The sequence below is a fragment of the Bradyrhizobium sp. STM 3809 genome, from assembly GCF_000239795.1.
Lineage (GTDB): Bacteria > Pseudomonadota > Alphaproteobacteria > Rhizobiales > Xanthobacteraceae > Bradyrhizobium.
In genome coordinates this window covers 1-6,117 of the sequence record NZ_CAFJ01000038.1, presented here as the reverse complement: position 1 = coordinate 6,117, position 6,117 = coordinate 1, and the positions used below count along the sequence as shown (strand labels likewise).

7 protein-coding genes are annotated in these 6,117 nt (G+C 56.5%); 3 read left to right on the top strand and 4 right to left on the bottom strand.

Features of this window, described 5'->3' with window-relative positions; genetic code table 11:
• Positions 1-420 precede the first annotated feature (420 nt).
• From BRAS3809_RS01750 to BRAS3809_RS01740, 3 genes are all read left to right on the top strand, one after another.
• Entirely contained in the window at positions 421-1,170 is a 750-nt protein-coding gene (locus tag BRAS3809_RS01750) for a hypothetical protein (RefSeq protein ID WP_008960385.1), read from the top strand.
• Between the two features lie 54 nt (positions 1,171-1,224).
• A complete protein-coding gene (locus BRAS3809_RS01745) occupies positions 1,225-2,715 on the top strand; it encodes a P-loop ATPase, Sll1717 family (protein WP_008960384.1) in 1,491 nt (496 codons plus the stop codon).
• Positions 2,716-2,858: 143 nt separating this feature from the next.
• Positions 2,859-3,401 (top strand): YfbU family protein, encoded by a 543-nt coding sequence (locus BRAS3809_RS01740; protein ID WP_035654973.1) that lies wholly within the window; start codon positions 2,859-2,861, stop codon positions 3,399-3,401.
• Positions 3,402-3,485: 84 nt separating this feature from the next.
• On the opposite strand, the gene BRAS3809_RS34265 is transcribed toward BRAS3809_RS01740, so the two are convergent.
• The 4 genes from BRAS3809_RS34265 to BRAS3809_RS36440 form a co-directional block, all read right to left on the bottom strand.
• Positions 3,486-3,887: a hypothetical protein gene (locus tag BRAS3809_RS34265; RefSeq protein ID WP_052523318.1), complete on the bottom strand. Its 402-nt coding sequence runs from the start codon at positions 3,885-3,887 to the stop codon at positions 3,486-3,488.
• Positions 3,888-4,449: 562 nt separating this feature from the next.
• Entirely contained in the window at positions 4,450-4,773 is a 324-nt protein-coding gene (locus BRAS3809_RS01725; RefSeq protein ID WP_035654968.1) for a hypothetical protein, read from the bottom strand.
• Positions 4,767-5,192 carry a hypothetical protein gene (locus BRAS3809_RS01720; protein WP_008960378.1) on the bottom strand — a complete coding sequence of 142 codons (426 nt, stop codon included), beginning with the start codon at positions 5,190-5,192 and terminating at the stop codon, positions 4,767-4,769. Before BRAS3809_RS01720 ends, BRAS3809_RS01725 begins: the two co-directional genes overlap by 7 nt.
• The coding region (locus tag BRAS3809_RS36440) for a hypothetical protein (protein ID WP_035654966.1) at positions 5,189-6,117 on the bottom strand (929 nt) is incomplete at its 5' end. The genes BRAS3809_RS01720 and BRAS3809_RS36440, both read right to left, overlap by 4 nt.

Below are 6,117 nucleotides of genomic sequence, written 5' to 3'. Positions count from 1 at the left end.
CTCGCTCGCCGCTCGTGAGGATTATCCCGTTCGATGCATATTATGGGCAGAGAAAGCTGAGAGTTCACGCCGCCCCGAGCTGGACATCCTCGCGGCTTCCATGGATTACCAGTTGCGACTTCTCAGCGCGTGTTCCGCACTCCGCACGGCTCTTGCCGATGGAGCAACGTCACCCACACGTCTATCGAAAAATCGATGGACAACCCTGGCGAGCTGCTATGAATTCTGATCTCCCTTTCGGCGACACAAGCTAAAGTGGTCTTCAGAGGCCAAACTGATCTGGAGCGAACTATGCCAACTGGATAGTACTGCTGCATTGCAGCAGTTTGCTGCCTTCAGATCAGTTCGGCATCTGCCATTTCGTCAACGGGGTTGATGCGGCCGGAGCACTAACGATCCGCAGTACTCGGGAACTCAGACATGATCATCTTTGATTTCATCACTCCGGAGGAAATTGCTGACCTCCCAGATGATGACCCGCAAAGCGCGTTCACACAATTCGTGAAAATCGCTCAAAAACGACTTGGCGAACGATCCGCCGAACTTCAGCCAAGCGACGAGAGCGATTGGGAGACTCTGCGGGAGGCGCGCCTCGGCTTTATGAATGTCGTGATCGCGGCGGCGAAGAAATATGAGATCGAGCCCTTCGCTAGCATGGATGTGCCTCGTGTGAAGGATTTCGGAGACGGTGAACATCGGCAGTTCCGGGCCGATCTCGATCACTACCTTACTCAGCTTCTTCTCGATAATAGTTCTCGCTCAAAACGCGAATCCATTCTTGTGACGGCGGAGCTTGCCACAACCATAAGGACCTACGTTTTTCACCTCCGCGAGCTGATCGAAAAGGCGAGCGACCTGGATGAAGGTAAGCGCCGCGTATTGCTGCGACGATTAACTGAGTTCGAGGCCGAGCTAGAGAAGAAGCGCCTAAGCCTGATAGCGGTTTCCATGCTAGCCATCACGCTGGTGGGAGCCCCCGGCGCCATCTGGACATCAGCGGATGCCGCAAACAGGCTATTGACTAACATCCTCCGCGTTGTCGGCGAAGCAAAGAGCGCGGATGACGCAACGCGCCTTCTGCCGCCGAGCGCCGCTCCCATGACGCTCACTGGACCCAGACGCCAGGAAAAACACTCCGATCGTAGTTTTGACGATGATATCCCTTTCTAATTTAGAAACCTGCACACCACTCGTGTTCCAGTCATTCAGCAAAGAGGCGCCGCCTTGGATCGATTAGAGCTTCTCAAAACGATATCATTCGGCGCACGAGTCGCGGAAGACGAACTGAACGAGCTCGGCAGCTACTTCGTCGAAACTGACCAATGGGAGCGAATCTATAACGGCGAAATTGACGTCGTCAAAGGCGACAAGGGGGCCGGGAAAAGCGCAATATACTCCCTCCTTAGCGCGAAGTCTGATGAGCTGTTCGACAAGCGAATATTGCTGATCACGGCCGAAGAACCGAGAGGAACGCCAGTCTTTAAGGAGCTTGTCGCCGACCCGCCTGCCGCAGAGGCGCAGTTCGTCGGTCTATGGAAGCTATACCTGCTCTCCCTTATTGGAGAAAAGCTGAGGGATTTCGGAATTAAGAATGATCCAGCAAAGCGACTTATCGACCATCTCTCTCAGCAAGGTCTCATCTCAAAGAGCTTTGATCTTCGTGCACTCCTCTCGCTAGCAAGACAATACGCCCAACGCTACTTCTCTCCGACGATTGAAACCTCGATGACTATCGAGCCAACGACGGGCGCCCCAGTATTCACGGGCAAGATTACTCCTGGCGAGCCAAGAGCAGACCAGAACAGCGCCGGGTTTGTATCGGTCGACAGCTTGGCGGTCTTGGCGGAAAAAGCGTTGCGAGAAGCCAATTTCGAGATTTGGATACTGCTCGATCGCCTTGACGTCGCATTTGCCGAAACACATGACTTGGAAAGAAATGCGCTGAGAGCGCTTTTCCGCGTCTATCGGGACTTCAGTGCCCACGACCATATTAGGCTCAAGATTTTCTTGCGCACTGATATCTGGAGCCGGATTGTCGAAACCGGGTTTCGCGAAGCCAGTCACATCACACGAGATGTCACATTGACTTGGTCGAAGAATGCTCTGCTAAACCTAATAATTCGACGCGTACTAAAGAATTCCGCGCTAGTCGCAGATCACGGCATCGATCGAAGTGCGGTTCTTCGCAACTTCCCGGCTCAGAATGAGCTTTTCTACAAGCTATTTCCCGAGCAGGTTGATCAAGGAGCAAAAAAGCCATCGACCTTGGACTGGATTATTAGCCGCTGCGCTGACGGAGCAGATAAAACGGCTCCCCGGGAGGTCATTCACCTACTAAATTCAATTCGAGAGCAGGAGATTGCTCGGCTCGAAAGAGGCGAGCAGCCGCCGCAAGCCCCCCAACTCTTCGATAGACAAGTTTTCAAGCTGGCGCTCCCCGCGGTTTCGCACGCAAAGCTCGTTTCGAATTTGTACGCTGAATACCCTGATCTCAAGACAAATATCCAGCTTCTGAAAGGCGAGAAAACACAACAGTCGCTAGAGACGCTAGCGAAATTGTTTGATTGCCCCATTGCGGACGCCGGAAAGATAGCAGAGCAGCTCGTAGCAATCGGCTTTTTTCAAAAGCGAGCACCAAAAGATAATCCGATCTTCTGGGTTCCCTTCATATATCGCGATGAACTTGAAATGGTTCAGGGAATGGCTGATGAGTAATCTGCCCGGCAGCACGCCGTGATCTTCGAACGACCGATTGACAATGGGCTGCCTCCCTCCTTCCAGCCGATCAGCTCTCACTCCGCTTAAGCGCGCCCTCAAATTCAACTGTGCCTTCGAGACAAAAACGGGAGAGCAACGTTATGGACCTGTCTGACGGAGAGCGACTGATAATTCTGATGCTTGCTGACGTGTCCAAGACCCTCAAGCTAAAAGGCGAAATGGACCCTGAGTTTATTGCTAATATGATCTTCAACGATACCCTTTGGGCAATCAGGTGGAAGTACCATGGCATCCCATTTTCGACGGACGACGACCCTCCGGAAGTGAGCCAGACGTGCGACATTCTCGATCTGTGGATGTTCTTAGAGGACGGCTATAAACAACTCTCGAAGGCCGACAAAGAAAGGATCAAGTCGGAAGCAGCTCCTTTTGGTGAGAATGTAGTGTTCCGTGGATTTGACGGTAATCATGAGGCCAAAATGCTGTCTGTTGCACGTGTCCTAATCGACGACCTGGGGCGATGGCCGCAATTTAGGGGCCGAGAACTGAACGCCCACGCGCGAACTGTTGATCGCTATCTCCGAATGTGTAGGGCGTTTGAATCAATTCGACCTCGCCTAGACATGCGCAGTCTGAATGCTGACGAGATCATCACAATCCTACGAGCCCAAAAGCATGCCTAGATCAGCTCGCTCGTAAGAGGATAGGTTGCCGCGCGGTGACAGGCTACGGGGTCATTTTGGCTTCTGAGTTGCCGTCGCTTCAGGTTAACTCTTATTTGTCTTCCGCTGATCGAGGAGGTCTTGTCTTAGTCTCTTGATCGACGCCTTTAGGGCGAGTCGCGCTATGTTTGCGTCCGATTGAGCTCGCATCAGCAGTTGTTCGCGATCTGATCCGGGCGGCACCCCAACGAGGCACATCTCAACCATCGCCTCAATATGGCGCCGCGTCGTGAAGTACTGCCGCCCGATCTTGAACAGCTCAAGTGTCCCCCTACGGTGTTCGGCCTTTAGCGACGCTTCACCTATCTCCCCACTGAAGATCAGCTCGCACGCCCGCTTCAGCGAGATGGGTTGATCTGCGGGGAGATCGGTGAAACGACTGATCTCCTCAGCTTGGGAAATTGCGTGGCGCGCGTGCAGCGGCTTCGGTAAACGCTCGTCCGACATCGCCCAACTCCGGATCGAACTCAATTTCGGGCCGTCCGTTCTCCCCGACCCGCACGGCCACAAGATGCTTGCGCCCGCCGTCCAGAGCTGCCCTTAGCCCCGCCTGCAACTGCTCTGCGCTCAAGCCCCTGCCCCATACGTGCCGGGTCACGACCAGCTCCATTAGCCGCTTCAGGTCGGAGGGCAAAAGCTCGCCTTGTGCTCGTTGACGATCACCGTCCGTTGTATCTGCCACGGCTCATTCCTGTACCAATCGAATACGTCTGAGAGACTGAGGGGCGTCACGACGTCATCAACTCGTGGCTCTATCGGCTCTTCGATCAGATAGAACTTGCCGTCCGCTGTTCTGACCACACGGTCACGGTACATGTTCGCGCCGTTGAGACCGCAGGTATAAACGCGCGTCGCTATGGTGCACGCGTTGTGCCAGCGTGGAGCCCTTTTCCTCATGTCCCGTCCCCCGTGTTTCGATCGCATGCAGTTCTCGCAACGTGGATGACGGCGGGTCAATCAGTTTATTTTGAGCCCAGCGGCATTTGGTGTTAGTGCGAGATTACGAATCTCACACGACAGCAGCTCGCTTCGGGCTCCGATAGCGGCTCAACAACAGTCGCTTCTTGAGCGGGCCTAAGCAGCGCTCCAGGAACAGCGGGCCGCAATAGTGCACCAGACGCTGAACCGCGAACGTGGGATAGAGCTGCGGCTTTCGAGACGCCTCCCATGCGAGCCCCGGCACGATTATATCGGGTAGCCTGTCCAGCAAAATGTAGACGTCGATGGAGTCGCGGCATTCCCGCAGCCTTGCGAGCGCTGGAATTATAACGTCGGCAGGCACTTCGTAGTTCGCGCTGGCGCGCGGGTGGTTGTGGATGCGATCGATTACCATTGCTCTTTCTGCCTCCCGAGCTGAACGACCGGAACGACGATCCGCGCAACGCCGTCCGGTCTGACGTCGGTTGCTTCGAATAGCTCCCCACTGCAGAGCCGCATAATGCGATATCCTTGCTGCATCGGGAACGGGAGCACGCCATAGCCGAACTGAAAGACCGGCTTCGAGGTGCTCACAAGCGGGCTGAGCGAATGCCCACCGACGTGATGCTCTTTACCCATGATCACGGTCTCAGCCTTCTGCGTAAAGACTGCTGTGACCGTCACGGCCTTTTCCGGCAGCACCTCCGTGGGGAAGTTGGGCTTCGGGGCAATAGCCGGGGTGACTTCGACTAACTCCCCGAACGTCTCATCGATCGCGGCGCACACCTCTTGCATGCCCTGCCGCCAGTTGTCGGTACCTGGAAATATCGTCATTGTGTTCCTGTGAGTGCTGCGGCGCTCGGTTTGGTGCCGTTGTCGCCAGGGCCTTGCATGCTGGTCCCGAGCTTCCCGTTGACGCCCATGTTCACGATGCTCTCCGCTCGCTTGACGAGCGAGGTGAAATAGGCCGTGGGCTGCACCTCGATTTGCAAGCTGTTGTGAAGCTCTGCCGAGCCTGTGACAGTGCCCGTAACCGAGACATCCTTGAAGCCCTGAGGCTGACCGATTGAGCGAATCGAGTCAGTCCAGCCTCCCGACGAGCCGCCCGCATCGCCGCTGCGCAGGTACTCGCTCGTGGAGTCGTCGAGCAACGTCGGCTCATACTTGGAGAACCGCGACTGTCGACCCGGTGCGGGCACCTTGTCCCATGCGCGGTTCCTGTTACGCCCTTGACGCTGCTGCTTCTCGATTGCGTTTGCCACGGCCCAATCAGGATCAGCCCAATCGGCGATCTGGTCGTCAAGCTGCTCGTCGGTGAAGTCGTGGATGGACTTCTGCTGAAAGTAGAGACCGGCCGCGACGCCGATAGCGGACCCGGCGCCTAGCAGCGCGGCCCCGGTTGCGGCGGCACCGCCAGCGGCAGCAGCGGCGGCAGGCGCCGCCAAAGCCGCCCCCGCGGGCAGCGCAGCCCGCGCAGCCATGGTCTGCAGGGCAGCCGACGCGGTGTTAACCGAAAGCACGAAGCGTCCGAGCGCGAAGATGAGCCCGCCACCCGTGATCGCCGTCCCAATACCCGCAATCGCGCCGACTGCCTGCTTTCCGCCGTCCGACAGATCGTTGAACAGCCCCACCACCTTGCCCGCGGCGTCGGTGATGCCGGTCAGCCATCCTTCGTTCGCCTTCACCAGTGACGTCGAGAGCGCATCCGCTGAAGCCGTCAGCCGGTCGACGGAAGCCGCCAGCCCCTTGGCCATCTCCT